Source organism: Nisaea sp. (genome assembly GCF_034670185.1).
GTDB lineage: Bacteria > Pseudomonadota > Alphaproteobacteria > Thalassobaculales > Thalassobaculaceae > Nisaea.
Genome location: NZ_JAXMNY010000001.1, coordinates 1,405,291 through 1,430,167 on the forward strand (window position 1 = coordinate 1,405,291; position 24,877 = coordinate 1,430,167).

The 24,877-nt window shown below is 60.1% G+C and carries 28 protein-coding genes; 18 read left to right on the forward strand and 10 right to left on the reverse strand.

The genetic code is table 11. The features are described 5' to 3' along the window. The first annotated feature begins 97 nt into the window (after positions 1-97). The 6 genes from VOI22_RS06660 to VOI22_RS06685 are packed head-to-tail and all read left to right on the forward strand — an operon-like array spanning position 98 to position 5,553. A complete protein-coding gene (locus tag VOI22_RS06660; RefSeq protein ID WP_323795752.1) occupies positions 98-1,015 on the forward strand; it encodes a MoxR family ATPase in 918 nt (305 codons plus the stop codon). Positions 1,016-1,022: 7 nt separating this feature from the next. After that, entirely contained in the window at positions 1,023-2,339 is a 1,317-nt protein-coding gene (locus VOI22_RS06665) for a VWA domain-containing protein (RefSeq protein WP_323795753.1), read from the forward strand. Positions 2,340-2,397: 58 nt separating this feature from the next. Next, positions 2,398-2,739, forward strand: a complete 342-nt coding sequence (locus VOI22_RS06670) for an XdhC family protein (protein ID WP_036553111.1) — start codon at positions 2,398-2,400, stop codon at positions 2,737-2,739. Position 2,740: 1 nt separating this feature from the next. After that, positions 2,741-3,448, forward strand: coding sequence for an XdhC family protein (locus VOI22_RS06675; RefSeq protein WP_323795754.1), 708 nt, complete (start codon positions 2,741-2,743; stop codon positions 3,446-3,448). 7 nt (positions 3,449-3,455) lie between these two features. Next, on the forward strand, positions 3,456-5,114 hold the full coding sequence (locus VOI22_RS06680; RefSeq protein WP_323795755.1) for a molybdopterin-binding/glycosyltransferase family 2 protein: 1,659 nt from the start codon (positions 3,456-3,458) through the stop codon (positions 5,112-5,114). Position 5,115: 1 nt separating this feature from the next. Continuing rightward, complete coding sequence (locus tag VOI22_RS06685; RefSeq protein WP_323795756.1) at positions 5,116-5,553, forward strand: iron-sulfur cluster assembly scaffold protein; 438 nt, start codon at positions 5,116-5,118, stop codon at positions 5,551-5,553. 13 nt (positions 5,554-5,566) lie between these two features. On the opposite strand, the gene VOI22_RS06690 is transcribed toward VOI22_RS06685, so the two are convergent. Next, entirely contained in the window at positions 5,567-6,004 is a 438-nt protein-coding gene (locus VOI22_RS06690; RefSeq protein WP_323795757.1) for a flagellar basal body rod protein FlgC, read from the reverse strand. A gap of 150 nt (positions 6,005-6,154) precedes the next feature. Between VOI22_RS06690 and VOI22_RS06695 the strand changes: the two genes are divergently transcribed. After that, on the forward strand, positions 6,155-6,916 hold the full coding sequence (locus tag VOI22_RS06695; RefSeq protein WP_323795758.1) for a hypothetical protein: 762 nt from the start codon (positions 6,155-6,157) through the stop codon (positions 6,914-6,916). A gap of 11 nt (positions 6,917-6,927) precedes the next feature. Here the strand turns inward: VOI22_RS06695 and VOI22_RS06700 are convergent, their stop codons facing one another. After that, a complete protein-coding gene (locus tag VOI22_RS06700; RefSeq protein ID WP_323795759.1) occupies positions 6,928-8,040 on the reverse strand; it encodes a putative metalloprotease CJM1_0395 family protein in 1,113 nt (370 codons plus the stop codon). A 213-nt stretch (positions 8,041-8,253) separates the two neighbouring features. On the opposite strand from VOI22_RS06700, the gene VOI22_RS06705 reads away from it, so the two are divergent. Then, positions 8,254-9,471: a multidrug effflux MFS transporter gene (locus tag VOI22_RS06705; protein ID WP_323795760.1), complete on the forward strand. Its 1,218-nt coding sequence runs from the start codon at positions 8,254-8,256 to the stop codon at positions 9,469-9,471. Then, positions 9,468-10,049, forward strand: coding sequence for a pyridoxamine 5'-phosphate oxidase family protein (locus VOI22_RS06710; RefSeq protein ID WP_323795761.1), 582 nt, complete (start codon positions 9,468-9,470; stop codon positions 10,047-10,049). Before VOI22_RS06705 ends, VOI22_RS06710 begins: the two co-directional genes overlap by 4 nt. A gap of 13 nt (positions 10,050-10,062) precedes the next feature. On the opposite strand, the gene VOI22_RS06715 is transcribed toward VOI22_RS06710, so the two are convergent. Further along, positions 10,063-10,407: a DOPA 4,5-dioxygenase family protein gene (locus VOI22_RS06715; protein ID WP_323795762.1), complete on the reverse strand. Its 345-nt coding sequence runs from the start codon at positions 10,405-10,407 to the stop codon at positions 10,063-10,065. Between the two features lie 170 nt (positions 10,408-10,577). On the opposite strand from VOI22_RS06715, the gene VOI22_RS06720 reads away from it, so the two are divergent. Together VOI22_RS06720 and VOI22_RS06725 are read left to right on the forward strand one after the other, a co-directional pair. After that, positions 10,578-11,135, forward strand: coding sequence for a thioredoxin family protein (locus VOI22_RS06720; RefSeq protein WP_323795763.1), 558 nt, complete (start codon positions 10,578-10,580; stop codon positions 11,133-11,135). A gap of 16 nt (positions 11,136-11,151) precedes the next feature. Beyond that, entirely contained in the window at positions 11,152-11,700 is a 549-nt protein-coding gene (locus tag VOI22_RS06725) for a PAS domain-containing protein (protein ID WP_323795764.1), read from the forward strand. Between the two features lie 8 nt (positions 11,701-11,708). Here VOI22_RS06725 and VOI22_RS06730 read toward each other — a convergent pair whose 3' ends face one another. Beyond that, positions 11,709-13,043: a sodium-dependent transporter gene (locus tag VOI22_RS06730; RefSeq protein WP_323795765.1), complete on the reverse strand. Its 1,335-nt coding sequence runs from the start codon at positions 13,041-13,043 to the stop codon at positions 11,709-11,711. After that, a complete protein-coding gene (gcvA, locus tag VOI22_RS06735) occupies positions 13,043-13,957 on the reverse strand; it encodes a transcriptional regulator GcvA (RefSeq protein WP_323795766.1) in 915 nt (304 codons plus the stop codon). The genes VOI22_RS06730 and gcvA overlap by 1 nt, the downstream gene beginning before the upstream one ends. A gap of 125 nt (positions 13,958-14,082) precedes the next feature. Here gcvA and VOI22_RS06740 point away from each other — a divergent pair, with 125 nt between their 5' ends. After that, complete coding sequence (locus tag VOI22_RS06740; RefSeq protein WP_323795767.1) at positions 14,083-14,334, forward strand: DUF1127 domain-containing protein; 252 nt, start codon at positions 14,083-14,085, stop codon at positions 14,332-14,334. 72 nt (positions 14,335-14,406) lie between these two features. Here VOI22_RS06740 and paaE read toward each other — a convergent pair whose 3' ends face one another. Genes paaE through paaA form a run of 5 tightly spaced genes read right to left on the reverse strand, consistent with a single transcriptional unit; the run spans position 14,407 to position 18,152 of the window. After that, a complete protein-coding gene (paaE, locus tag VOI22_RS06745; protein ID WP_323795768.1) occupies positions 14,407-15,501 on the reverse strand; it encodes a 1,2-phenylacetyl-CoA epoxidase subunit PaaE in 1,095 nt (364 codons plus the stop codon). Between the two features lie 11 nt (positions 15,502-15,512). Further along, positions 15,513-16,022 carry a 1,2-phenylacetyl-CoA epoxidase subunit PaaD gene (paaD, locus tag VOI22_RS06750; protein WP_323795769.1) on the reverse strand — a complete coding sequence of 170 codons (510 nt, stop codon included), beginning with the start codon at positions 16,020-16,022 and terminating at the stop codon, positions 15,513-15,515. A gap of 9 nt (positions 16,023-16,031) precedes the next feature. Continuing rightward, positions 16,032-16,799, reverse strand: coding sequence for a 1,2-phenylacetyl-CoA epoxidase subunit PaaC (paaC, locus tag VOI22_RS06755; protein WP_323795770.1), 768 nt, complete (start codon positions 16,797-16,799; stop codon positions 16,032-16,034). A 24-nt stretch (positions 16,800-16,823) separates the two neighbouring features. After that, positions 16,824-17,114: a 1,2-phenylacetyl-CoA epoxidase subunit PaaB gene (paaB, locus tag VOI22_RS06760; RefSeq protein WP_323795771.1), complete on the reverse strand. Its 291-nt coding sequence runs from the start codon at positions 17,112-17,114 to the stop codon at positions 16,824-16,826. A 54-nt stretch (positions 17,115-17,168) separates the two neighbouring features. After that, positions 17,169-18,152 (reverse strand): 1,2-phenylacetyl-CoA epoxidase subunit PaaA, encoded by a 984-nt coding sequence (gene paaA / locus VOI22_RS06765; protein WP_323795772.1) that lies wholly within the window; start codon positions 18,150-18,152, stop codon positions 17,169-17,171. A 112-nt stretch (positions 18,153-18,264) separates the two neighbouring features. On the opposite strand from paaA, the gene paaI reads away from it, so the two are divergent. The 6 genes from paaI (at position 18,265) to VOI22_RS06795 (ending at position 24,803) form a co-directional block, all read left to right on the forward strand. Continuing rightward, entirely contained in the window at positions 18,265-18,732 is a 468-nt protein-coding gene (paaI, locus tag VOI22_RS06770) for a hydroxyphenylacetyl-CoA thioesterase PaaI (RefSeq protein ID WP_323795773.1), read from the forward strand. After that, positions 18,732-19,661 (forward strand): PaaX family transcriptional regulator C-terminal domain-containing protein, encoded by a 930-nt coding sequence (locus VOI22_RS06775; RefSeq protein WP_323795774.1) that lies wholly within the window; start codon positions 18,732-18,734, stop codon positions 19,659-19,661. Before paaI ends, VOI22_RS06775 begins: the two co-directional genes overlap by 1 nt. 216 nt (positions 19,662-19,877) lie before the next feature. Then, a complete protein-coding gene (locus VOI22_RS06780; RefSeq protein ID WP_323795775.1) occupies positions 19,878-20,075 on the forward strand; it encodes a hypothetical protein in 198 nt (65 codons plus the stop codon). A gap of 92 nt (positions 20,076-20,167) precedes the next feature. Continuing rightward, complete coding sequence (locus VOI22_RS06785) at positions 20,168-22,258, forward strand: hydantoinase/oxoprolinase family protein (RefSeq protein WP_323795776.1); 2,091 nt, start codon at positions 20,168-20,170, stop codon at positions 22,256-22,258. A gap of 12 nt (positions 22,259-22,270) precedes the next feature. Further along, entirely contained in the window at positions 22,271-23,995 is a 1,725-nt protein-coding gene (locus tag VOI22_RS06790; protein WP_323795777.1) for a hydantoinase B/oxoprolinase family protein, read from the forward strand. A 22-nt stretch (positions 23,996-24,017) separates the two neighbouring features. Further along, positions 24,018-24,803: an ABC transporter ATP-binding protein gene (locus VOI22_RS06795; RefSeq protein WP_323795778.1), complete on the forward strand. Its 786-nt coding sequence runs from the start codon at positions 24,018-24,020 to the stop codon at positions 24,801-24,803. Positions 24,804-24,877 lie beyond the last annotated feature (74 nt).

Sequence of the window (24,877 nt, forward strand, 5' to 3'; positions counted from 1 at the left end):
GCGGGAGCATCGAACCGGTGCATCGGCCCTGCCCTTTAATCACCCTTTGGTGCATGCTATCTGAAGACCATCACTGCTCAATGATCCGGACCTGTTCATGACCGTTTCGATTCCCGCTTCCGTGGCCGACACGCTTTCCCTGCTTGCCGAGGGCCAGTATGTCGCCGACACGCCGCTCGCAACCGCTCTGCACCTGGCGCTGCAACTGAAGCGGCCACTGTTCCTTGAGGGCGAGGCAGGTGTCGGCAAGACCGAGATCGCGAAGGTCCTGTCGGAAACACTGGGGCGGAAGCTGATCCGGTTGCAATGCTACGAGGGGCTCGACGTCTCCTCTGCCGTCTATGAGTGGAACTATTCACGGCAGATGCTGGAAATCCGCATGGCCGAGGCCGAAGGCGGCACCGACCGGAAAGCGCTGGCAGCCGATCTGTTCTCGGACGAATTCCTGATCAAGCGCCCGATCCTGCAGGCGCTGGAAAAAACCGAGGGCGGCGCTCCGGTGCTGCTGATCGACGAGCTGGACCGAACCGACGAGCCGTTCGAGGCCTTCCTGCTGGAAGTGTTGTCCGACTATCAGGTGACCATCCCGGAAATCGGTCCCTTCAAGGCGGAAGAGCCGCCGATCGTCATCATCACCTCGAACCGGACCCGCGAAATCCATGACGCCCTGAAGCGGCGCTGTTTCTATTATTGGGTCGACTATCCGAATGCCGAGCGCGAGCTGGAAATCCTGCGCAAGAAGGCCCCCGGTGCACCGGAAGCGTTGAGTGCCCAGGTCGTCGCGTTCGTGCACGAGCTGCGCAAGATGGACCTGTTCAAGCAGCCCGGCGTTGCCGAGACCATCGACTGGACCCATGCGCTGGTGCAACTCGATTATCTGGCACTCGATCCGGCCGCCATCGACAACACCCTCGGTGTGCTGCTGAAGTATCAGGACGATATCCAGAAAATTCAGGGCAGCGAGGCCAATCGCATTCTCACGCAGGTGCGCAGCGAATTGGCGATGGCCGGTTAGGACGCCCATGGCGCCGCTCGACGAAAAAGAACCGCCCGAAGACCGCACCTCCCTTCCGGAAACACCGGAAGGCCCGGGCGGCAAATTGGTCGACAATATCCTTTTCTTTGCCCGCGTTCTCCGCGCGGCGGGACTGCCTGTCGGCCCTGGCAAAGTGCTCGACGCCATTGAGGCGGTGCGCACAGTTGGCATCACCGACCGGACGGTCTTCTATTGGGCCCTGCATGCGGTGTTCGTGAACCGGCGGGACCAGCGCGAGATCTTCGATCAGGCTTTCCACATCTTCTGGCGTAATCCGCGCATCCTCGAGAAAATGATGCAGATGGTGTTGCCGGAAATGAAACTGGCAACTGACGGCAGCGAAGACGAGGCAGAACAGATCAGTCGCCGAGTCGCCGAGGCACTGAGCCAGCAGCAGGAAACCGGCACCGAGAGCAGTGCGCCGGACGAGGACAGCGAACAGGAAATCCAGCTCGACGCGGTGATGACCTATTCCGAGCAGGAACTGCTGCAGAGCATGGACTTCGAGAAGATGAGCGCGGAGGAAATCCGCGCCGCGCATCGCGCCATCGAGAAAATGCACCTGCCGCTGGCAGACATTCCGACCCGCCGTTTCTCACCGAGCCGCTACGGCGACAAGGTCGATCTGCGCGCGACCCTGCGCCAAGCACTACGCTCGGGCGGCGACAGCATTCCTTTGCAACTGAAGAAACGCCGGACGCGGCCGCCGCCGCTGGTCGTGCTGTGCGACATTTCGGGCTCGATGACACGCTATTCGCGCATGCTGCTGCATTTCATGCATGCCGTGACCAACGACCGGGACCGGGTCCACACGTTCTTGTTCGGTACGCGCCTCACCAATGTCACCCGATATCTGCGACACAAGGACGTGGACGAGGCGCTGGACAAGATCAGCGGTGCGGTGGAGGATTGGTCCGGCGGTACCCGGATCGGGCATAGCCTTCAGGACTTCAACCGTGACTGGTCCCGCCGGGTTTTGACCCAGGGAGCGGTCGTCCTGCTCATTACCGACGGGCTCGACCGGGAAGCCGGCAAGGGCCTCGGTGCCGAAATGGAACGACTGCATAAGTCCTGTCGCAGGCTGATCTGGCTGAACCCGCTGTTGCGGTACGATGGCTTCGCCCCCAAATCAATGGGGGTGCGGGCCTTGTTGCCGCATGTGGACGAATTCCGGCCGGTACATTCGCTCGACAGCCTTGAGGATCTCGCTGAGCTGTTGGGAAAACCTGCCGGAGTAAGACGGAGCGGCATGTCAGGCTGGCTCGGGAAACTGGCAGAGATCGAAGCGGCGGAGGTGGCATAGGGAGCCCCTCTCCTGCGAATGGACCTGGGACAGGTCCTTGATGGGAAGGAGACCGGCTATGGACAGATACGATCCTGGACAACAGGACGATATTCTTGGACGGATCGCAGAATGGCGGCGCGACGGGCGCCGTATCGCGGTGGCAACGGTTATCAAAACCTGGGGCAGCTCCCCGCGCCCGGTGGGCAGTCAGCTCGCCATAGACGACAGCGGGGCCATGATCGGCTCGGTTTCCGGCGGCTGCATCGAGGGCGCCGTGGTGCGCGAGGCCATGCAGTCCATTCAGGACGGCAAACCCCGAACACTGGATTTCGGCGTCAGCGACGAGCAGGCCTGGGATGTCGGGCTCGCCTGTGGCGGCGAGGTGAAAGTTTACGTGGAACGGATCGAAGGACAATAAGATGCAAGCCGAGCTGTTCGACGCCCTGATGGCGCACCGGGAGCAAAAGACGCCCGTCGCCATGGTCACGCGCCTGGAAGATGGTGCGCAGACATTGGTTACGCCTTCCGGCACGGAGGGCGCGCTCGACCTCTCGAACGCACAGATCGACGAAGCACGTACCCGCATGCGGGACGACCGCAGCGGCATCAGCGCGGACGGCACGCATTTCACACACGTCCACAATCCGCCGCTGCGCATGATCATCGTCGGCGCTGTTCACATCAGCCAGCTGCTGGCGCCGATGGCCACGCTTTCCGGCTATGCTGTTTCCATCATCGACCCGCGCGCCTCATTTGCCACCGAGGATCGGTTCCCTGGCGTAGAGTTGAGCGACGACTGGCCTGACGAGGCCATGGAATCCCTCAAGCCGGACAGCCGGACAGCCATCGTTACCCTGACCCACGATCCAAAGCTGGACGATCCGGCGTTGCATGTCGCACTGAAAAGCGATGCCTTCTATATCGCCTGCCTCGGCAGCAGGAGAACTCACGCACGCCGTCTCGAACGGCTCCGGGAGGAAGGCTTCTCCGATGCCGACTTCCGGCGCATCCATGGACCGGCAGGCCTCCCGATCGGCGCTGTTTCACCCGCGGAGATTGCGATTTCAGTGATGGCGGAGATGACCGCCGTCAAACACGGAACCGAGCCGCTTCGAGCTGCGGCCTGAGGCACGCATGTATTTCGGCGAACTTCCGGTCGCAGAGGCCGAAGGTGCAATTCTCGCGCATAGCCGGCGGCTGGACGGCCGGGCCCTCAAGAAGGGCCGCGTTTTGGATGCGGATGATCTTGCCGCACTGAAAGCGGCCGGTATCGAACGGATCGTCTGCGCCCGTCTCGAAGAGAATGACATTCCCGAGGACAAAGCAGCGGATCTGCTGGCGGGCGCCTGCCGTGGCACTCAGGTCCGTGTCGGTCCGGCCTTTACCGGGCGCGCGAACCTGTTCGCCGAAGCAGATGGCATTGTCCTGTACTATCCGGAACGCCTGGACGGCTTCAATCTGGTTGATGAGACCATCACGCTTGGCCTGGTGCAGCCCTACCAGGCCGTAACGCAGGGTCAGATGATCGGCACGCTGAAGATCATTCCCTTCGCCGTGCCTGAAAGCCCCGTTCAGATTGCCGAGGCTCTGGCAAGCCAGGGCACGCCGCTCCTGCGGGTGGCCCCGTTCCAGCCGCGCGACACGATCATGATCCAGTCCCGGCTGCCAGGCACAAAGGAAAGCGTGCTCGACAGTACGCTCCGCGTCACCACGGACCGGCTGGGCGCTCTCGGCTCCACACTGATCTCGGAAGCCCGCTGCAACCACGATCACGCGTCTCTCACCGATGCACTGCGCCGTGCCGTTGCCGCTGACCCGAAGCTGGTCCTGGTCTCCGGCGCCTCCGCCGTTGTCGATCGGCGAGATGTCATTCCAAGTGCCATTGAAAGTATCGGCGGCACGATCCTGCATTTCGGCATGCCGGTCGATCCCGGCAACCTGATGCTGATCGGACGTATTGGAAAGATTCCGGTGATCGGCATGCCCGGCTGTGCCCGTTCGCCGAAGCTGAACGGGTTTGACTGGGCCTTGCAGCGATTCTGCGCCGGCCTCGAAATTGAGTCTCGCGACATCATGCGTATGGGTGCCGGCGGCCTCCTGAAGGATGTTCCACACCGTCCCCTGCCACGGGCCAGCGCCAAGCGAACCGATAAAGTGCCCGCCTCAAGAAAGCCGGCGGCGAGCCGCCCGGAAATCGCCGCCATTTTGCTGGCGGCCGGGCAATCCTCCCGCATGGGCCCTACCAACAAGCTGCTCAGCACGCTGGACGGCAAACCTCTGGTCCGTTGGGTGGCGGAAGCCATTCTTGCATCAACGGCAGGCCGCCTCATCGTTGTGACGGGCCACGAGGCGGATAAGGTCAGCGCAGCCCTCTCGGATCTGGATGCAGAGTTCGTCCACAACCCGCAATACGCCCTCGGGATGAGCACCAGCGTACGGGTCGGTTTTGCAGCACTGCCAGAAGGCACGGATGCCGCACTTGTCTGTCTCGGCGATATGCCGACCATCACGGCGCAGATGCTGGACGCCCTGATCGCGGCCTATGATCCGACCGAAGGGCGCGCCATTGTGGTTCCGGTGCACGGCGGCAAGCGCGGCAATCCAATTCTGTGGGATCATCGGTTTTTCGAGGAAATGCAGGAACTGGAAGGCGACAAGGGTGCACGGGGTCTGCTTGCGGAATTCGCGCATCTTGTGGCCGAAGTGGATGCTCCGGACAATGCGGTCCACCTTGATATAGACACCCCGGAAATGCTGGCCGATGCCGGCGGTACGCTTGAGAAGGCGGAGTAAGATGAGCGACGCACTTTATCAGGCGGAAATCCTGCGGCTGGCGAAGGAAGGCCGGGGCAACCAGCGGCTTGACGATGCCAACGGCTCCGCGCGCGCCGACAATCCGCTTTGCGGCGACCGGGTTACCGTCGATCTGAAAGTGAGCAACGGGAAAGTATCCAAAGTCGGCCACCGGGTTCAGGGCTGCGCATTATGCGAGGCCTCGGCCGCCTTGATCAGGCTGAACGCTCCCGGTCGGAGCCTGAGCGAGCTAGAGACAGTCCGGCAACAGTTCCTGGAGTATCTGGCCGGAACCCGGGAAGACGATCTCGATTGGCCGGAGCTGGAGAGCTTTGCACCCGTCAGGGATTTTAAATCGCGGCACGACTGTGTGCGCCTGCCCTTCGATGCGATGCTTAACGCCCTGAAAGACGCTCTAGAGAAAAATCCGGCGTTTTAGGCGAGTCAGAGCTCTAAGTGAGAATGTCGAGAGTTTCGTCGAGGAGCTCGTCGCCTGTCCGAAGCACGGCGACATTTGCTTCGAGCTGACGCTGTGCCTGGATCAAATTCACCGTTTCGTCGGCGATCGACACATTCGCAACCGATGATATGCCTTCAGCATTCGCGTCCGGAGCACTCGGGTCGTAGATCGGAAAAGATGCCGGGTCGACAAGCGAGGTCTGGGTCCGCACGCCGACAGCACCAGCCGTAGTGGACTGAATCTCTGTCGGACGGAAGATCGTCTCGCCTGTGGCATTGGTCTCGGGGATCGGCTGGCCCGGGCGCAGAACCTCATCCGCCGGCACCGCGACGCTGGAGATATTCGCGAGATTGCTGGCTGCGTTACGGGTCTGGTTGCCCGCCGCTAGGATGCCGCTCACCGCTGTGTTCAATGCACCTGAAATACTCATGCACTCACCAATAAACCATCTGTCTTAAAAAATAGTTTCCGGCGGCATATTTTACAAGCAGAACCCGGTCCAGTCCGCCGCGTGCGCCCTCTGCCGTAACGTGTTATGTGAGAAGGATCATTCGGATCAACGAAGGGATTGCGCACCGGTATGGACAAATGCTTCTTCCGTACTGGCTGGCACTCCGGCCTTCTGCTTGCGTTGCTGGTTTCGTTTCTTGTCGCAGCCACCCCGGCCAGGGCCCAGACCATTCAGTGGTACATCGAGGTCCTGACGGATCCGATCACAAAGGCCCCCATTCTCGAAGCCCGCATCCTGTCGCGCCGCGGTTACCGCTTTCACTTTATGAAACGGGCCGATAATTCGCTCTGGGCCGAATTCATTATGCCCCGGCATGTCGAAAAGACGATCAGCCGAAAGCGGCTTCCGACCTATTGGATAGACGGAAACGACCCGGTAAATCTCGAATCCCTGAAAGAGTTGGAGGTCGGCTTCAAGCCGACGCTATACGATATCAGCGAGAAGGGCGTTCAGTTCATTCTGTGGGGCGCCTTGAAACGAGGTCAGGTCCCACCTCCCCTCCGCAATTTCATGCTCGGAGAGACTCTGCATGTCCGCTATTGGACAGCAACCGGCGAGATGGAACAGGCAGAAATTCCGCTGAAACGCGCGAACGAGGCCATCGCCCAGATGCTGAACCTCGCACCGCTCAACCGTGGCCCTGAGGTCACCCAGAAACGCCGTAGCGAGACGTTCGAAACTGTCGCTCGTCACTATCTCGATTTTTGCGAGGAACTCCGGTTCGTCGGAAAAGACACGGATTACGGAACCTGCCGCAACCGCTTCGTCAGCTGCAGCGAGAGTCCGGATCAGTCTGAACAAAGCTTCAAAGATTGCTTGAACAAAGAATAATAATTATTTGATTATATTGAAATATCCAGCCTGGATGTAGTCGGAACCGGCGAGAAGTCAAACGGCGACAGACCTTCACGTTCGAAGAATGAAGAGCCGTTCTCCCGATCACTGTCCTCGTTCGCTGCCGTAACTCCGAAGGCACTTCCGGAAGTCACCGAGAATGCCCCGTTGTCGTCAGCTTGATTCGTTCCTGCAAACGGTGACACCGTCTCCGGAGCGAACGGGCGGCCACTCACGCCAGAGGACTGACCAGCATTTTCCGTAGGACCTTGCCCGCTCAAACCGGGAGCAGCCGCACCGGGTGCATCTCCTGAATCGGAATTTGCAGTTTCCGAAGCGATTCCAGCTTCGCCACCCTGCTCTCCGCCGCCATTGAGCTCCTCAAGAGCTTCTGTCACTTCCTGGGCCTTTTCCGCCCGGGCCTGCTGAATACCCTGGCTGGCCTGGGCCGCGATCGCCTGATCCGCCGCCGACGGCTCCGCCGGAGCAAGTGCAGCATTACGGACCTGTTGCAGCTTACGTATCGTGGCGTCCGGGTCCCCGGCAACAGGACTGGTCTCAATTGGCACTTCACCGCCAACTGCATAGCGGCGCCCGTCTGGTCCGGCCTGATACGTATAGGAAATCGATCCGGCATACTGGCCACCGGCGGCTTTGTGCGCCTGCTCATGGCGGCGCACCTCGGCATCGCGCTGCTTCAGATCGTCGACGGTCTCCTGCTCTTCTTCGGTCAGACCGTTTGCGCCCTCTTCCTCTTCCGACCCCGCTTCCTGCGCCTGCGCGTCTTCGGCATCATCGGCAGTCGGGTCGGATGGTTCCGCAATCGCAGTACGCTGTTCTTCCTCGCTACCGCTTTCTTCCTGAACCGCGGCGATATTCCGAGGCGCCAAAACGCCGTTTAGACCTGAGACTGAAATAGCCCCCTCGTCGTCACCGCCGGCCTGCGCTCCTGGGCCGAATGGCCTCAACACGGACGCGCCCGTCAGCCCTGCCGCCGTCGGCGCAGCTGTCCTGTCGAGCGTGTTCTGCTGATTGTCTTCATCGGTCTGCGGGGTCAAACCAGCAGCGGAAATCGTGCTGTTTACCCGTATGATGAGACTGGTTTCGACGCCAGAGACCATTCTTATCCCTAATTACCGGAAATTCTGTCCGGGCCCATTCGAAACTTCAAATTAAGTCTTTGGACCGATCCAGTCAACCAAGGCGACATCACAGTCAGGTGCTCTTTCGCACAAATCGAGAATTGTAACCCGCCGTATTTGCACTATTTATGCTCGGTTTCCGGACTACATTGGGATCTTCCTCCCCGGCACCAGAATCAGAGCAGGTACCCAGTGACAGCCCAGCGCAAGGCTCCCCCAATTCTCGTGCTCATTATCGCGACAGCGACCGGGCCCCTTGCCCTGAATCTTTTTGTTCCCTCAATGCCGGGCCTCGTGCCGATTTTCGGGACCGATTATCATACCGTTCAATACACACTGACGCTGTATCTCGCGGGTATCGCCGTCGGCCAACTTCTCTACGGGCCGATTTCTGACCGGATCGGGCGCCGGCCGACCTTGCTGGCCGGGCTGGCGATATACACGCTCGCCAGTCTTCTCTGCGCCTTTGCGGGCTCCATCGAGTGGCTGATAACCGGCCGCATCTTCCAGGCTCTTGGCGGGTGTGCCGGCATGGTCCTCGGGCGCGCCATCGTGCGGGACGTTTATGAGCGCGAGGAAGCAGCCCCGGTGATCGCCTTCATCACCATGGCCATGGCCGTTGCCCCCATGATTGGTCCGGCTATCGGAGGCTTTCTGGATAGCGCATTTGGCTGGTACGCAGGTTTCTATGTCGTTGCGGCCATGGGCGGCGCGGCTCTGGCTTATGCCATACCGACACTGCATGAAACGCACCATGCCCGTGCAGAGCGGATCGATGTTCGCAGTCTTGCCCGCAGCTACGGCGCCCTGCTGACATCGCGCGCCTATCTCGGCTATACGCTGAACACATCATTCTCGATCGGTTGCTTCTTCGCCTTCCTGTCGTCCGCTCCCTACGTAACGATCGAGATCCTGAAAATCCCGCCGCATGTCTACGGATTCTTCTTCATTATCGTTTCCCTGGCCTATATTTCCGGCAATTTCGTTGCCACCCGTATATCGCGGCGGCTCGGCATTGATCGCATGATCCTGCTCGGCTGTTGCTTCTCCATGGGGGGCGCAGTGGTTCTGACCGCATTGTCGACGCTCGGGTTTCTGTCGGCTTTGGCGATTTTCCTGCCCTTTGCCCTGGTTGCGTTTGGCAATGGCATGAGCCAACCCAATGCAATTGCCGGTGCTGTCAGCGTCAACCCGCTGATCGCGGGCGCGGCATCCGGCCTGATGGGTTTCATGCAGATGGTGTTCGGTGGCATCGCGACCGTTACCGTTGGCTACTTCCAGAACGATACGGACTTCATCGCGCTCGCGGTGACGGTCATGGTCGGAGCATGCTGCGCTCTCGCAAGCCTCTCCCTCGTCCGGAACCAGACACCAATAGTGCCACTGGAACAGGAAGCAGCCGCAGAATGAGCGAACGGCCGGAATTGGATCCGGACGCGCACGTCCTGATCAGCCGGGCATCGGAACTCTTCTCCGCCGCTCCGGGAAATCCGCATTCCCCATTCCGCTATCCCGTCCTGGCGACAATCGGGCGAGACGGCAGTCCCAACGCCCGGATTCTGGTTCTCCGAACAGCAGATCCCGTGGCCTGGCAAGCAATACTGCACACGGACAGCCGGGCTGAGAAAGTCTCCGAACTGGAGACAAACGACGGAGCCATGCTGGTCTTTTATGACCATGAGGCGAGTTTGCAATTGCGGCTCAAAGGGGCAATAGGCAGAAACACCGACAATGCGGCGCGCGAAGCCATCTGGGCAGAGCTTCCGGCAAGTACCCGGCCGAACTATCGGGCCAGCCTGCCGACGGGATCGGCGATCAGCGCAGCCGGTGACGGCATCGACCCGGCCGTCTCTCAATCCGGTTACGAAAATTTCGACGTTCTTACCTTCTCAGCCGAGACAGTCGATATCCTGCAACTCTCACGCAGTGGCAACCGGCGGTACCGCCTCGACGCCGCGCTCGGGACCGGAAGTTGGCTGGTGCCCTGAGCATCGCCCACGGTTACTTCTCGAACATGCTGACTTTCAGATCTTCCGACGGGCCCAGCCAGATCACATGCTGGGTGTGATCCGCCAACTCGTCCCCCGTCTCTGCATGCACAAAGACGGTCAGGTCACCGCGATTGAGAGACAGCCAGGGAATGATCTCCCCAAACTGCTCCGGTTTGAACGCGACCTGATAGCTGTACCGCGGATGCGGGCCGACCGGTTTCTCGTGGAACCGGCCCATTTCTATATCGAACTGCTGCTCAATCGCCTCGCGGAGTGTACGGGCCGACTCTGCGCTCTCAGCGCCGAAATAAACATGGGCGTGGTACCCAAGGATATCGGATGTCTTTTTAGGCATTCGGGGTCCTTTCCCGTATTCGATCGCGAGCCAACGGCACGATGATAGAGCATGCCCGCCGCGTATCGCACTTCGTCAATTCCAGCTTATGGTTAACGGACTTTGACGGAACGCGTTCTTTCTGCTGCACTTAACGAGCAGCGCAACAGCGCGAGCATGGGAGGCATATCATGGCCCTTAGAAAAACCGAGATCTGCGACTTCGGCTGGACGGCGCCGGACTTCCGGCTGAAGGGAATTGACGGTGCGGAACATGGCCTTGCGGATCTTCGCGGCCCGAACGGCACGCTCATCATGTTTATCTGCAATCACTGCCCCTATGTGAAGGCAATCGCGGGCAAAATTGCGCGGGATACTGCGGAACTTGCCTCTCTTGGCATTGCCTCGGTCGCCATCATGTCGAACGACGCGAAGGCCTATCCGGCGGATTCCTTCGACAACATGATCAGGTTCGCCGCCACGCATAAATTCAGCTTTCCCTATCTGATCGACGAGACCCAGCAGGTTGCGCGCGCCTACGACGCAGTGTGCACGCCAGATTTCTTCGGCTTCGATTCGGATCTCGGCTTGCAATATCGGGGGCGTCTTGACGAAAGTAGAGCTTCACCGGTTGAAGGTGCACGGCGCGATCTGTTCGAGGCCATGAAGCTGGTGGCAGAGACCGGTCACGGCCCGCAAGAGCAGATCGCCAGCATGGGCTGCTCGATCAAGTGGAAAGCGGACGCCTGAAATGCAGGAGCCTGCTGTGAGCAGCCTGACGCTGCCGCCATCCCTGACACCTGAGGGCATGGATTTTGTCACATATTGGCATTCCCTGCGCGAAGGTCGGCACCTCCCCGAACGGGAGGACATTGATCCAGGCGCCATCAAACACCTGCTCCCCTATATCGTCATCCACGACCTTGTTTCGCCAGACCTCATTCGGCTTCGCCTGATCGGTACTGCCGTGGCAGAGGATTATGAAGAAGACATCACCGGCTGGAACTACCTCGACATGGTTGAACCAGCGCGCAGGGAAGCGGCGTCCAGGGCATTATTCATCCTGCACGACACACCTGTCGGAATGTCCGTAACACTGCGTTCGACGACCCGGTCAGGCAGCTCCTGGACCCGTCAGACGATCGATCTTCCTATTTCTGATCTCAGGAACAATCGCAAGCTGGTCTTTTCCTTCAGTCTGCGAGCAAAACCAGGCATGTCTGCTGTCCCGGACAACCCCAAACTCCAGGTCCAACAGATCACAAGCCGGGAGTTTTTCGATATCGGCGCAGGCATACCCTGCCACTTGGAATGACGGGGTGGCTATTCACCGAGAAAAGCATTCATCAGAATCAAGAGGATCATGATTGGCACGACCGCTCTGAGCAACCAGATCCAGACTCCGCCTAATATGCCGTCCAGCCCGGCAAAACTCAGTGCATCACGACGATAGAGTCCCCAGCCGACGAAAAGGCTGACGAGAAGCCCGCTGAGCGGCAGCAGCAGCGATGATGCAACAAGATCGAAGACTTCGAAAAGATCCCTTCCCGCCAGTTTGATCTCCTTCAGCACGCTGAAGCTAAGGCCGGGAATAAATCCGACAATGAGAACGACGGTAACCATCGCCCGGGTCGCTATCGCCCGTGATATGCCGAAACGGTCCATACAGACCGCGACCGGGACCTCCAGAACGGAGATCATCGATGTCAGTCCTGCCGCCGCCAGAAGGAAGAAGAATGCGGGCGCCAACATCGCCCCGCCATAGAGCTCCTCGAAAACACTCGGCAGCACCACAAAGGCAAGCTCGGGTCCGGACGCCGGATTGAGACCATGCGCGAAGACTGCCGGGAAAATCGCGACACCAGCGAGCACAGCGAAAAGACTGTCGCCTATCACAATATAAACCGCCGATTTCAGAATCGGTGTATCGGTCCTCATGTAGCTGCCATACGTGATGAAAATGGCCATCCCGACCCCTATGGAAAAGAAGGCCTGTCCCAGAGCCGCGACATAAACGCCCGGGTCGGAGAAAGCCGCCGGATCGAGTGCAAACATGTAGGTCAGCCCGGCAGCACCGTCGGGCCGGAACAAACCGTAAAGCGCCAGGCCAATCATGATCACCGCAAGCACAGGCATCATGAACCGATTCAGCCGCTCTATCCCATGCTCGATGCCGCGCGCGACCACAACCCCCGCAAGCAAAACTGCGCCTGTCTGCCAGAGCAATGGCTCCATGACGCGTCCTGAGAAGCCGGAGAAATACCCGGCATAACCGGCACCGCTCGCCTCCCAGAGCCCTCCGCTGACGGCCACGTAGAAGTAGCGGAACGTCCAGCCAGCGATGACGGAATAAAAACTCAGAATGACGGTCCCGGTGACGGCAGCAGCCCAGCCGGCATGCCGAAGGGGGTTGCGCGGTGCCAGGGCGGGAAAGGCTGATACAGTGTCGAGACGCGCCGTGCGCCCTATTGCCAGCTCGGCAATCACGAGCGGCAATCCGATCAGGACCACGCACACCAGATAGATCAGCAGAAAGCTGCCACCGCCGTTCTCACCGGCAATATACGGGAAGCGCCAGATATTCCCGATCCCGACTGCTGATCCGATCGTCGCGAGAATGAAGCCAAGCTGGGTGCCCCATTGTTCGCGCTCCGCCATCAGGCAGCGTCTCCGGGGTCTCCATCCCGCCGGACCTCGTCCAGAATCCAGTCACGGAAAACGGAGACCTTGTTCGAACGGAGGGATTCCTCCCGGCAGACGAAGTAATAGGCAAGCGGCGCCGGTGTCTCGACCTCGAACGGCCGGATCAGGCGCCCGGCGCGCAGATCCTCCGTCACCAGCTGCGAGCGAGCCAGTGCCACCCCCTGACCTTCGATAGCAGCCTGCAGAACCATGTCCATCTGTGTGAAGAAAGCGCCCCGACGCACATCGACACCCTCGATGCCGAAATGCTCCAGAAAATGCGCCCAGGTTTCGCCGGCAAAGCTGTTCACGTCATGCAGCAATGGATAGTGCTTCAGATCTTCCGGACGTTTCAGACCTGGAGGTCTCGCAGCCACCTCGGGGCTGCAGACAGGATAGATACACTCAGTCATGATCTGCTGGACGTGGACGCCCTCTTCTTTCCCCTCGCCGAGGCGCAGCGCCACATCAACCCCGTCAGAGACGAAGTCCGCCTTGCGGTCTTCGGCAGCAATCCGGACATCGATTTCAGGGTAGCGCATACGGAATCTGGATAGTCTCGGGATCAGCCATTTCACGGCGAAGGACGGCAGCACGCTGACTGTCAGCGGGCGTCCTTCCTCATGCTCCTTCAGGTCGTTAACCGCTGACAGCAGGCGGGAAAAGGCTTCCCGCACGGCCGGGGCAAGTCGTGCGCCTTCAGGCGTCAGCTCAAGCGCCCTCGGACGCCGCAGGAACAGGGAACAGCCGAGCTCCGCCTCCAGAGCCTTGATCTGCTGGCTGATGGCAGCCGGCGTCACGAACAGCTCACCGGCCGCGAGTTTAAAACTCATATGCCGCGCCGCCGCTTCAAAGCAGCGCAGACCATTCAGGGGTAAACGGCTCAACATGATTTAGCTGAACTAATCCATCTGACAGATTAACTCGTTTGATGAACCGCCATTTGTAGCCCAAATTCTCAAACACCGACAGACACGAATGAGCGTGTGTGACGAATTGATTAAGGAGAACTTTCATGTTCAAGAACGAAACCCTGAACGTCGCTCCTGCCGCATGCATGACAGCAGGAACCAATAACTCGGTCTTCACGCACAAGCGTGGCCGTGATGGTGTTGTGCACGCAATCGTCACAACGCTGCTCACTTGGCAGGACCGGCTGCGTCAGCGCCAGTCCCTTCAGGATCTCGGGGACCGTGAGCTTTCCGATATGGGCATCAGCCAGGCCGAAGTCGAGTACGAGATCAGCAAGCCTTTCTGGGCTGCCTGATATCATCCAGTGGATGTCGCGGCCTGTAGCCGCGGCAACCCAATCCGCCTCGATTAACGAACCTGCCTCCGACTATCGGGCGTCGTAATCCAGCACCACCTTCTCGCTTGCCGGGTGTGACTGACAGGTCAAGACAAAGCCCCTCTCCACCTCTTCCTTGGCAAGCGTGTAATTCAGATCCATCTCGACGCGGCCTTCTAAGACCTTTGCCCTGCACGTGCAGCACATCCCACCCTTGCAGGCGTAGGGCAAATCCGGTCTTGCCCCCAGGGCTGCGTCGAGAATGGAGACGTCGTCAGCACCGAGCGTAAACTCTGTACGCACCCCATCGAGAATGATGGCGACGTCCGCTCCCGCGCGCACCGTTTCGGATTCATTCACGAGGCGGCTGCGCCGGGCCGCGGCCGCTTTCGCTGCCGCATCGTTCGCCGGCGCGAACAGCTCGAAGAGCACCTTTTCCTCTTCGACGCCATGTGCCTCCAGCGCAGCTCGCACGTCCCCGATCATGCCTTCCGGCCCACACAGGAAAAACCGGTCCACCGCGTGCACGTTCAGGATCGAGCGGAAGAAGCTCTCGCATTTCTCCCTGTCTATCCGACCGTTCAGCAGCGCGGCCTCCTGCGGCTCCCGGCTAAGCACATGCAAAACACTGAAACGCGACGGATAACGGTTCTTCAGATCAAGCAAAGCCTCGCGGAACATGATCTCCCGCACCGACCTGTTGCCATAGAACAGGGTGAACCGGCTCTCCGGCTCCGCTGACAGCACGGACTTTGCGATCGAGAGGACTGGCGTGATCCCGCTTCCGGCAGCAAATGCCACATAGGTGCGCGTGGCGTTCGGATCCGGCTCCACCGTGAAGCGCCCTTCCGGCACCATGACATCAAGCATATCGCCGGGTTTCAGCGCGTCATTCGCGAAGCTGGAAAAGGCACCGCCTTCGACCCGCTTCACCGCCACCCTGATCTCGCCATCATCCAAGCCACTGCAAATGGAATAGGACCGGCGCACATCATGACCGTCTATCTCGTGGCGCAGTGTCAGATACTGCCCCGGCAGATACCGGAATGAGGCGCGTTGCTCTTCCGGCACATCAAGCGCGATGGACACACTGTCGGATGTTTCCGGACGCACGTCGCGCACTCTCAAACTGGTGAAACGCGCCATGGCAGCACTCCCTAGAGACACTTGAAATAATCGAATGGTTCGGCGCAGTCAGTGCACCGGTAAAGCGCCTTGCAGGCGGTCGAGCCGAACTGACTGAGAATCTCGGTATGCTCCGAGCCGCAGCGCGGGCAGGCAACAACCGGATCAATGCCGAGCAATGACTTCTTGGAGGTGGATTGCTCGGCAGGAGGCGCGATACCGATAGCCTTGAGCTTTTCCCGACCGGCCTCGCTCAGCCAGTCCGTCGTCCAGGCAGGCGCCAGCACCGTCTTTACCTCGGCCTTGTTGAAACCTGCTCCGAGCACGGCGTCACGCACCATCATCTCGATATAGGCCATGGCCGGACAGCCGGAATAGGTCGGGGTAATCGTCACAACCGCAGCATCGCCGGAGACTTCGACGTCCCGCACCACACCGAGATCCACCACCGACAGAACCGGAATTTCAGGATCGCATACGGCTTCAAGAGCGTGCCAGAGGCGCTTTAACGGGTTTTCAGGGACAATAGTGGGTTCGGCCATAGCCATGACTCACCATTTGGCATCCGGATAGGCTCGCGGCAGGAACTGCATTTCCGCAAGCAGGAATCCGAGATGCTCCGAATGGACGCCCTTCTTGCCACCGCCGATTGACCAGGTTGCTTCCGGGACCGTGAGTGTCGCTTCTCCGAGTACAGCTGTGACCGCGTCACGCCAGTTCTCATGGAAATCGCCCGGATCGATCGCAATCCCGGCCTGCATCATCATCTCGTCGACAGCATCGCCGTCAAACAGCTCGCGGGTGTAACCCCAGAGCCGTTCGAGCGCTGCCTGTGCCCGCGTCCGGCTCTCTTCCGTACCGTCTCCGAGGCGAATCACCCACTGGCCGCTGTGCCGGCGGTGATAAACCGCTTCCTTGATCGCTTTTGCCGCGATGTTCGCGATTTCCTGATTGGCCGATTTCGTCAGAGCCTGGAGCAGCTCGACATGAAAACAGTCGAACAGGAACTGGCGGACGATGGTCTGGGCGAAATCGCCATTCGGCTGTTCGACCAGGAGGAAATTCCGCCAATCGAGCACGTCGCGCTTGAAGGCCAGGGCATCGGCATCCCGGCCGGCACCTTCCACCGTCGCCGCCAGATCGAGCCAAAGCGTGGACTGGCCGACAAGATCGAGCGCGATATTGGAGAGAGCGATATCCTCTTCCAGCACCGGACCCTTGCCGCACCATTCGGACAGGCGATGCCCGAGGATCAGGCAATTATCCCCCAGACGGAGCAGATATTCGAAAAGCGCTTCGCGTTGTGCGGCGGCCGTCATGTCATAGTCTCCATCAGGCCCTGATCACAGGCATTCCACCTCATCCGGGACTTCGTAGAAGGTCGGATGACGGTAGATCTTGGCATCGGCCGGATCGAAAAGGGATTCCTTGTCTGCGGGAGCAGAAGCGACGATATCGGTCGACTGCACCACCCAGATACTCTCGCCTTCGCGCCGCCTTGTATAAACGTCGCGGGCATGCTGCAGCGCCATCTCGGCATCGCACGCGTGCAATGAGCCTACATGCTTGTGGGACAGCCCCTCGCGTGCGCGGATGAAAACTTCCCAAAGCGGCCAGTCGTTCCCGGCAGTCATGCTCTCTCTCCTGATCGGTCCGGCACCAGCGCTCCGGCCCATTTTTCTTGTTTGCTATTCTGCGGCGATACGTGCCGCGCTTTCGCGCTGACGTTTCTTCTCCGCATAGGCCACGGCAGCCTCACGGACCCAAGTACCGTCTTCATGCGCCTTGATCCGGGCCGCCATGCGTTCCTTGTTACAGGGTCCGTCCCCGGAAACGACGCGCTTCAGTTCGGACCAGTCGATCTCACCGAAATCGTAATGGCCGCGCTCCTCGTTCCACTTCAGATCCGGGTCGGGAATCTTAAGCCCCAGATATTCAGCCTGCGGCACTGCCATATCGACGAATTGCTGCCGCAGGTCGTCATTGGAGACGCGCTTGATCTTCCAGGCCATGGATTGGGAAGAATGCGCGGTGTCCTGATCGCTGGGTCCGAACATCATCAGCGACGGCCACCACCAACGGTCCAGCGCGCTCTGCGCCATGCGCTTCTGCTCCGACGTCCCAAAGGCCATAGACATGACGATTTCATAGCCCTGGCGCTGATGAAAACTCTCCTCCCGGCAGATTCGCTCCATCGCCCGCGCATACGGCCCGTAAGAGCAGCGGCAGAGCGCAATCTGGTTAATGATGGCCGCGCCATCCACCAGCCAGCCAATCGTGCCGATATCCGCCCAGGAGAGAACCGGGTAGTTGAAAATGTTCGAATATTTCGCCCGGCCGCTATGCAGCGCGTCGATCATCTCAGAGCGCGGTGTCCCGAGAGTTTCGGCCGCGCTGTAAAGATAAAGCCCGTGACCGGCCTCATCCTGGATCTTTGCCAGCAACTGCACCTTACGGCGCAGGGACGGCGCACGGGTAACCCAGCAGCCTTCCGGCAACATCCCGACAATTTCGGAATGAGCATGCTGGGATATCTGACGAACCAGAGTTTTCCGATAACCTTCGGGCATCCAGTCACGCGGCTCGATCTTGATTTCCTGATCGACCCGCGCCTGAAAACGTGCCGCCTCTTCGATTTCAGAGGCTTGACCCGGACTTTGGCTTTCCACCATTGCGTTTCCTCGCTTAACTCGGACGTTGCCGAATAGCACCAACAATGTGATACATAATTTTTCGGTCGTCTAGAAAAAACTGTATCATAAACTATAATGTGGACAGGACAGCATGAACAATAGCCAGACCAACGTCGGCGCACAGGAAAACGCGGAAGAGACGGCCCGGCGTGTTGCCGACTGGATGTATGAAAACGACCCGGCAACGAAGGCCCTCGGCATGCAGGTCGAGGAAATTGCGCCCGGATATGCCCGGCTTCGGATGACTGTCCGCGCGGACATGCTGAACGGTCATGGAACCTGTCACGGTGGCATGATATTCACCCTCGCCGACAGCGCTTTTGCTTTCGCCTGCAATTCGGGAAATGCCCTAACAGTGGCCCAGAGCTGTGACATCAATTTCGTTAATCCCGCACGCGAAGGCGACGACCTGATCGCTACCTGCGAAGAACAGTTTCACCGGGGCCGCTCCGGGATCTACGACACCGTTGTGACAACATCCGATGGCACGCCCGTCGCCTTTTTTCGCGGGAAATCCCGCACGATCGGTGGTGCCCTCGTCGGTGACGCGCCGCAGTAATGACCGTCGTCCAAAGCCCCGGTACGCTTTCCGCACTCGCCCGCGATACGCTCGTCGAGCTGAAACCACGGGCCAAGTCATTGATCGTGACGGTCTACGGGGACGCTATCTTGCCGCATGGCGGCACTGCCTGGCTCAGCGATCTGATCAGGCTGATGGAGGTATTCGATATCGGCGAGCGGGTTGTCCGCACGGCCGTTTTCAGATTGGCCCAGGACGACATCCTGACCGCACGGCATATCGGACGCCGCAGCGTCTATTCTCTGACGGAGAGTGGCAGACAGGATTTCGATGCCGCTCAGAGGCGAATCTATGCGCCGACCCGCAGCCGCAAGGCCGCCGATGCACCCTGGCAGATTGCTCTGCTGACAAGCGCTGTGAACAGCACGGAGCGTGACGGTCTCAGAAAGGCCTTGGGGTGGACGGGATACGGCTCTCTCGGACCGCAGGTCCTGCTCGGTATCGGAGGCGATCTCGATGGAGTGAAGCAGGAGCTTGCAAATCTCGGACTTGAAGACCGGGTCGCATTATTCGAAGCCGCCCCTGGCTCCGCAATAGAGACCTTGCGCACCTTATGCCGTGAAACCTGGGATCTGGAAGAGACCGACAATGCATATCGGGCCTTTATCAATAGCTTCGATCCGGTCCTGAACGCCCTTGAAGAAAACCACGGGCTCCTGACGCCGGAGACGGCGTTCGAGCTGCGGATATTGATGATTCATGTCTACCGGCGCGCATTGCTCCGCGATCCGGGCCTTCCTGCGGACATCATGCCGGAGACATGGAGCGGGCGCCGAGCGACCGACCTTGCCGCGCGGATGTACGATATCCTCAAAGAACCGGCACAGTCGTATCTGGAAAAAACTGTCAGCGGCGTGGACGGCTCGCTGGCGCCTCCGTCTGATGCCTATTCCTCGCGTTTCAAGTAAATGATCGCCTGATCCCGACGCAGCCTGCCCAGCGACTGCATCCCGTCCGATCCCATTTACCCTCTGCCTCAATCCGGTATTCCCTTTCTGCCTGAAAATCGGAACCAGACACTCGCCATGCCCCCCGACGGGGTGATTAAATAAGCCAGTGTCAAAAAGTGGACGCGCAACCGGCTTATATCTGCAACTCATCCAACCGGCTTTGGGATCGAGGTCATGATCGAGATCTACATAGAGTGCTGGGCCAGTCCGGACGGAATCCGGTATCCGTGGTCAATCTGGCAGGACGGCCGTCAGGTCGAATCCTCACATGCATCCGCACTCTACGAGGATCAGGAGCAGGCGGAAGTCGAAGCGCGGCGATATTGCATCGAAGTGCTGAAAACGGAGCCGGGCAATGTTGTCCGCTTATGACGCGTGTCATTCATTGACGCCCAGCGGCCATACGGCTTTACTAACCCCAGATCCTCTCCGACGCCCCTCTTATAAAAACCGATTGTATCAAAATGGCTGAGACCTCTGAGCAAGGCCGCCTCGCGGTCGATGTCGGCGGCACCTTCACGGATGTCGCTCTCGAATTTGGCCCCAAGCGCTTCACGGCGAAGGTGCTGACGACCCCGTCAATGCCGGAGCGCGGCGTGATGGAGGGGATCGAGAAGGCGCTCGAGGTGGCAAATGCCTCTCCCGCCGATATCGGGCTGATTATCCACGGCACCACCTTGGCAACGAATGCCCTGATTGAACGTAAAGGCGCGAAGACGGCGCTGATTACGACGGAGGGCCTTCGGGACTCCGTGGAAATGGCCTTCGAGAACAGGTTCGAGCAATACGATATCAATATCGACCGGCCGGATCCGCTGGTACCGCGCAATCTGCGCTGGTCCGTACGCGAGCGCCTGAATTTCAAAGGAGAGGTGCTGATCCCGCTGGACGAGACGAGCGTCGATGCGCTGGTCCCGCTGATCGACAGTCACGAAATCGGTTCTGTCGCCATCGGCCTTATTCACTCCTACGCCAACGGCGCACATGAAGAGCGTGTCAGCGAAATCCTGACAAAAGCGCGCCCGGATCTCAGCATCACTCTGTCGAGCGCGGTTTGCCCGGAAATCCGGGAATACGAACGGCAGTCGACAGCATCGGCAAACGCCTATGTGCAGCCTATCATGTCCCGCTATCTCGGCATCCTGCGCGAAGACCTGAAGAAACGCGGGTTCGCCTGCCCGGTCCTGCTGATGACCTCCGGCGGCGGTCTGACAACGCTTGACACGGCAATGAAATTCCCGATTCGGCTGGTCGAGTCCGGTCCTGCCGGCGGCGCCATCCTGGCGAGCGAGATTGCCCGCGAATGCGACCTTGCCAGCGTTGTCTCCTACGATATGGGCGGCACCACCGCGAAGATCTGCCTGCTGGACGACTTCATGCCTCAGACGACACGCACCTTCGAGGTCGCGCGCGTCTACCGCAACATGAAGGGCAGCGGCTGGCCTGTTCGCATTCCCGCCATCGAGATGGTCGAGATCGGCGCCGGCGGCGGCTCCATCGCGGCCGTCGACAAACTCGGCCGGATTGCCGTCGGCCCACACAGCGCCGGCGCCGATCCGGGACCGGCCAGCTACGATCAGGGCGGCACAAAGCCGACCGTGACCGACGCGGACGTTGTGCTTGGCAAGATAGACCCGGCGAGCTTCGCCGGAGGCTCGGTCACCCTCAATCCCGAAAAGTCCAAAGCAGCCCTCAAGGCCGAAGTCGGCGACAAGATGGACCTTTCCGAAGCGCTTTCCGCCTTCGGTGTGTGTGAGATCGTCGACGAAAACATGGCTAACGCCGCCCGTGTCCATGCCATCGAATGGGGCAAGGATATCGCGGCCCGAGCCATGATCGCTTTCGGCGGCGCTGCCCCTCTGCATGCCGCCAGACTGGCCGAGAAACTCGATATTCCGACCGTCGTGGTGCCGACCGGTGCCGGTGTCGGCTCGGCGATCGGCTTCCTGCGCGCGCCGATCTCCTACGAAGTCGTCCGCTCAAGATATGTGAAGCTTTCGGATTTCGATGCGGGCGAAATCAATACCCTGCTCTCCGGTATGGCGGACGAGGCCCGTGTCATTGTTTCCAGCGGTGCTGGCGGTGCGGCGCTTCAGGAAACCCGGACAGCCTTCATGCGCTATGTCGGACAAGGCCATGAAATTGCCGTCCCCCTGCCCGACGGGGCCCTGACAGCAGATCATGCGGAAACGATCCGGGCCGCGTTCGAAAGCGAGTACAAGCGGCTCTACGGCCGGATCATTCCGGGACCGGAGCCGGAAATCCTGAGCTGGACATTGACCATGACGGCACCGCGTCCGCAGGTTCCGGCTGAACTGACAGCGCCCAGCGGCGGTGCCGCGGAAGCAACCGGCAATCGCGCGCTGTTCGATCCAGCCACCGGAACTTATGTCGAGGCCAAGACCTACTGGCGTGACGACCTGCCGGTCGGCGCATCCATTCCGGGACCCGCGATCATCTCGGAATCCCAGACCACGACCATTGTGACCTCCGCGTTCGACGCGAGCGTCAACGAACTCGGGTACCTCGTCCTAACCCGCAAGCAAGCGGCCTGAGGGAGCACAATCATGAGCCAGAAATCAGCCCTCAACCAGATCCGCATGCAGATCCAGTGGAACCGCCTGCTCTCCGTCGTGGAAGAACAGGCCCAGACCCTGATCCGGACCGCCTTCAGCACCTCCGCCCGTGAAGCAGGCGACATTTCCGCAGGTGTCTATGACTGCAATGGCCGCATGCTGGCCCAGGCGGTCACCGGCACTCCGGGACACGTCAATGCCATGGCCGCCTCGGTCGGTTTTTTCATGGAAAAATTCCCGCTTTTGACCATGAAGCCCGGCGATGTCTTCGTCACCAACGACCCCTGGCGCGGAACCGGTCACCTGAACGACTTTACCGTGGTCACCCCGACTTTCCTCGGTAACGAGATCGTCGCCCTCTTTGCCTGCACCACCCACGTGGTCGATGTCGGCGGCAAGGGCTTCGGCCCGGACGGACGGCAGATCTATGAAGAAGGCATCAATATTCCGATCATGAAGCTCGCCGAGAATGGCGAATTCGTGGAGCCGGTGCTGGCCATCATCCGCAACAATGTCCGCAATCCGATCGAAGTCGAAGGCGATCTCTACTCCCTCGCCGCCTGCAACGATGTCGGCGGCACGCGCCTGATCGACATGATGCGCGAGTTCGGCATGGAGACGCTCGACACGCTCGCCGATTATGTGATCGAGAGCGCCCGGGCGGGCATGGCGGCGGAAATCCGGGAGCTGCCGAACGGCACCTACCACAATTCCATGCGGATCGACGGCTATGAAAGCCCGATCGATCTGGTCGCCGCCCTGACCATCCGTGACGAAGTGATCGAGGTCGATTTCACCGGCACCTCCAGCATATCGAGCTTCGGTATCAACGTGCCGCTGACCTACACACAGGCCTATGCCAGCTTTGGCATCCGCTGCGTCGTTGGCGGAGCGGTTCCGAACAATGCGGGCTCCCTCGCCCCGGTCATCATCACCGCGCCGGAAGGCAGTATCCTGAACGCGCCCCATCCCTGTGCTGTGACAGCCCGCCACGTGATCGGCCAGATGTTGCCGGACGTCGTGCTCGGCTGCCTCAACCAGGTGATCCCGGACAAGGTGCCGGCGGAAGGGACGTCCTGCCTGTGGAACCCGGTATTGCTCGGCGGACACGGGCTGACAGATTCGGACTATGGCGACGCAACACCGTTCGCCATCAACACCTTCCACGCCGGCGGTACGGGCGCCCGCCCGGACAAGGACGGCCTCAACGCAACGGCCTTCCCGTCCGGTGTGCGCAACACCCCGATCGAGGTGAACGAAACCATCGCTCCCCTGATCATCTGGCGTAAGGAATATCGGCCCGACAGCGGTGGCGCCGGGAAATATCGCGGCGGCGTCGGTCAGGTGATGGAGATTTCCCATTCCCAGCACGCCCCCTTCGCCATCAACTGCATGTTCGACCGGGTGACCTACCCGCCGCGCGGCCGCAATGGCGGTGCCGACGGCATGGCCGGCATCATCGAGCGGGCGAATGACGGCAGCCGGCTGAACTCGAAAGGAAGGCAAAGCGTCGACGGAGACGACAAGCTGGTGATTTCGATGCCGGGAGGCGGCGGTCTCGGAAATCCGCACGACCGCGAACCGTCAGAGGTTGCGCGCGACGTCCTTCTCGGCTTTGTTTCGCCCGAGACGGCAGAGACGGTATATGGTGTCGCCGTCGATGGAAAAGGCACGGTGGACGAAGCTCGAACGAAGGATCTTCGCGCTGCCGGCTAAAGCGGAGCCAAGGAAGAAAAACATGGGATCAGGAAACGCCCCGGACATCGTTCTCGATGGGCTCGCAAAGAGCTTCGCCGACAATGAGGTACTGCGGTCTGTCTCCCTGAACATTCCCGCCGGACAGTCGACGGTCCTGATCGGGCCGTCGGCGAGCGGAAAGTCCGTCTTGCTGAAATGTCTTGTCGGCCTGATGCATATCGATAGCGGCAGCATGCGCTATGGTGATCTCGAACTCAGTGGCATGAGCACCGATGAATGGAGCGATTTCCAGGGCCGGATCGGCATGCTGTTTCAACAGAACGCTCTCTTCGACAGCCTCAGGATCTGGGAAAATATCGCCTTTCGCCTGACTGATCATGAAGGTGTCTCACGAAGCGAAGCTCGCGACCGTGCGCTTAAACGCATGGCTTCCGTCGGACTTGGCGAGGAAATGGCGGATCTCTATCCGGTTGAATTGTCGGGCGGCATGCAAAAGCGGGTCGGCGTGGCGCGGGCCATGGTCGGCAACCCGGAACTGCTGATCCTCGACGATCCGACGGCCGGGCTCGATCCGATCCTGACCAATACGATCCTCTCGCTGATCGAGCGGGAAACGTCCGGCAAGGGCACCACCGTGCTTGTTGTGACCGGCGACATGAAGGCAGCGCGCAGCCGCTTCGATAACGTCGCCATGCTGTTCGACGGAGAGATCAAATGGTCCGGAAAACGCGATGATGTTCCAACGGCGGACAACCCCTATCTCGACCAGATGATCAATAGCCGGGCCAGTGGCCCGATCAAAATGCGCCTCGCCGCTCGGGGCTGACCCCCACATTCAATTGATCTGGATCAATGCCCGCCGGGAAGCCGGTATGCATGCTTCATCTGTTTTCATGCCAC

Excerpts from the sequence above, each read along its gene's own strand:
- VOI22_RS06660 (WP_323795752.1), top strand. The coding sequence starts at position 98 with ATGACCGTTTCGATTCCCGCTTCCGTGGCCGACACGCTTTCCCTGCTT.
- VOI22_RS06665 (WP_323795753.1), top strand. The coding sequence starts at position 1,023 with ATGGCGCCGCTCGACGAAAAAGAACCGCCCGAAGACCGCACCTCCCTT.
- VOI22_RS06670 (WP_036553111.1), top strand. The coding sequence starts at position 2,398 with ATGGACAGATACGATCCTGGACAACAGGACGATATTCTTGGACGGATC.
- VOI22_RS06675 (WP_323795754.1), top strand. The coding sequence starts at position 2,741 with ATGCAAGCCGAGCTGTTCGACGCCCTGATGGCGCACCGGGAGCAAAAG.
- VOI22_RS06680 (WP_323795755.1), top strand. The coding sequence starts at position 3,456 with ATGTATTTCGGCGAACTTCCGGTCGCAGAGGCCGAAGGTGCAATTCTC.
- VOI22_RS06685 (WP_323795756.1), top strand. The coding sequence starts at position 5,116 with ATGAGCGACGCACTTTATCAGGCGGAAATCCTGCGGCTGGCGAAGGAA.
- VOI22_RS06690 (WP_323795757.1), bottom strand. The coding sequence starts at position 6,004 with ATGAGTATTTCAGGTGCATTGAACACAGCGGTGAGCGGCATCCTAGCG.
- VOI22_RS06695 (WP_323795758.1), top strand. The coding sequence starts at position 6,155 with ATGGACAAATGCTTCTTCCGTACTGGCTGGCACTCCGGCCTTCTGCTT.
- VOI22_RS06700 (WP_323795759.1), bottom strand. The coding sequence starts at position 8,040 with ATGGTCTCTGGCGTCGAAACCAGTCTCATCATACGGGTAAACAGCACG.
- VOI22_RS06710 (WP_323795761.1), top strand. The coding sequence starts at position 9,468 with ATGAGCGAACGGCCGGAATTGGATCCGGACGCGCACGTCCTGATCAGC.
- VOI22_RS06715 (WP_323795762.1), bottom strand. The coding sequence starts at position 10,407 with ATGCCTAAAAAGACATCCGATATCCTTGGGTACCACGCCCATGTTTAT.
- VOI22_RS06720 (WP_323795763.1), top strand. The coding sequence starts at position 10,578 with ATGGCCCTTAGAAAAACCGAGATCTGCGACTTCGGCTGGACGGCGCCG.
- VOI22_RS06730 (WP_323795765.1), bottom strand. The coding sequence starts at position 13,043 with ATGGCGGAGCGCGAACAATGGGGCACCCAGCTTGGCTTCATTCTCGCG.
- gcvA (WP_323795766.1), bottom strand. The coding sequence starts at position 13,957 with ATGTTGAGCCGTTTACCCCTGAATGGTCTGCGCTGCTTTGAAGCGGCG.
- VOI22_RS06740 (WP_323795767.1), top strand. The coding sequence starts at position 14,083 with ATGTTCAAGAACGAAACCCTGAACGTCGCTCCTGCCGCATGCATGACA.
- paaE (WP_323795768.1), bottom strand. The coding sequence starts at position 15,501 with ATGGCGCGTTTCACCAGTTTGAGAGTGCGCGACGTGCGTCCGGAAACA.
- paaD (WP_323795769.1), bottom strand. The coding sequence starts at position 16,022 with ATGGCCGAACCCACTATTGTCCCTGAAAACCCGTTAAAGCGCCTCTGG.
- paaC (WP_323795770.1), bottom strand. The coding sequence starts at position 16,799 with ATGACGGCCGCCGCACAACGCGAAGCGCTTTTCGAATATCTGCTCCGT.
- paaB (WP_323795771.1), bottom strand. The coding sequence starts at position 17,114 with ATGACTGCCGGGAACGACTGGCCGCTTTGGGAAGTTTTCATCCGCGCA.
- paaA (WP_323795772.1), bottom strand. The coding sequence starts at position 18,152 with ATGGTGGAAAGCCAAAGTCCGGGTCAAGCCTCTGAAATCGAAGAGGCG.
- paaI (WP_323795773.1), top strand. The coding sequence starts at position 18,265 with ATGAACAATAGCCAGACCAACGTCGGCGCACAGGAAAACGCGGAAGAG.
- VOI22_RS06775 (WP_323795774.1), top strand. The coding sequence starts at position 18,732 with ATGACCGTCGTCCAAAGCCCCGGTACGCTTTCCGCACTCGCCCGCGAT.
- VOI22_RS06780 (WP_323795775.1), top strand. The coding sequence starts at position 19,878 with ATGATCGAGATCTACATAGAGTGCTGGGCCAGTCCGGACGGAATCCGG.
- VOI22_RS06785 (WP_323795776.1), top strand. The coding sequence starts at position 20,168 with ATGGCTGAGACCTCTGAGCAAGGCCGCCTCGCGGTCGATGTCGGCGGC.
- VOI22_RS06790 (WP_323795777.1), top strand. The coding sequence starts at position 22,271 with ATGAGCCAGAAATCAGCCCTCAACCAGATCCGCATGCAGATCCAGTGG.
- VOI22_RS06795 (WP_323795778.1), top strand. The coding sequence starts at position 24,018 with ATGGGATCAGGAAACGCCCCGGACATCGTTCTCGATGGGCTCGCAAAG.